1 protein-coding gene is annotated in these 1040 nt (G+C 47.1%); it reads left to right on the plus strand.

Annotated features, from left to right (window positions below; all coding sequences use genetic code 11):
- A partial coding sequence (gene ftsW, locus R7P67_RS26485) for a cell division protein FtsW (RefSeq protein WP_318086540.1) occupies positions 1–1040 on the plus strand: 1040 nt, incomplete at both ends.

Genomic DNA, 1040 nt, shown 5'->3' on the forward strand with positions numbered 1-1040 from the left:
TTGATTATGGTGACCTCTGCGTCTTTCCCAATCAGCTCACGATTGACCGATCAGCCGTTCCACTTCATGTTCCGTCATGCCACCTTCTTAGTGTTGGCGATCGGGACCTCTGCGGTGATACTTCAAGTACCTTTAGAGCAATGGTTTAAGAAAAGTCATTACTTGCTTTGGGTCTCATTTGGATTACTGATTGTTGTACTTCTTGCAGGTAAGTCAGTAAATGGCGCTTCTCGTTGGATTCCGCTTGGTCTGTTCAACTTACAGCCTGCCGAAGTTGCGAAGCTATCGCTGTTCATCTTCATGTCCGGTTATTTAGTCCGTAAGCAAGATGAAGTGCGCCAGACCTTCTTTGGCGGCTTTATGAAGCCAATCATGGTGTTTGCTTTCTTCGCCGTCTTGTTACTTGGTCAGCCGGACTTGGGTACCGTCGTTGTAATGCTGGTTACTCTGTTTGGCATGTTATTTATCGCGGGCGCGAAGCTAACCCAGTTTCTGGCCCTGATGATTGCTGGCATTGGCGCTGTCGTCGGTTTGATCTTGGTAGAACCGTACCGTATGCGCCGTGTTACTTCGTTTCTTGACCCATGGGAAGATCCGTTCGGTAGCGGCTATCAGTTGACTCAATCTTTGATGGCGTTTGGGCGCGGAGAATGGTTTGGTCAAGGGTTAGGGAACTCAATTCAAAAACTGGAATACCTACCAGAAGCGCACACCGACTTTGTATTTGCGGTATTGGCTGAAGAGCTTGGTTTCGTCGGTGTTGTTTTAGTGCTGATGTTGATTTTTAGCTTGGTACTTAAAGCTGTGTATATCGGCAAACGTGCTTTTGAAGAAGGCGAGATGTTTGGTGGTTACTTAGCGTTTGGTATTGGTATTTGGTTTGCGTTTCAAACCATGGTCAATGTGGGCGCAGCCGCTGGTATTGTTCCAACCAAAGGTTTGACGCTTCCACTAATCAGTTATGGTGGTTCCAGTCTGATTATTATGTCCGTTGCAGTGTCCATATTGCTGCGTATCGATCACGAATGCCGCTTGAAACG

It is taken from the genome of Vibrio sp. Vb0937 (assembly GCF_033338855.1).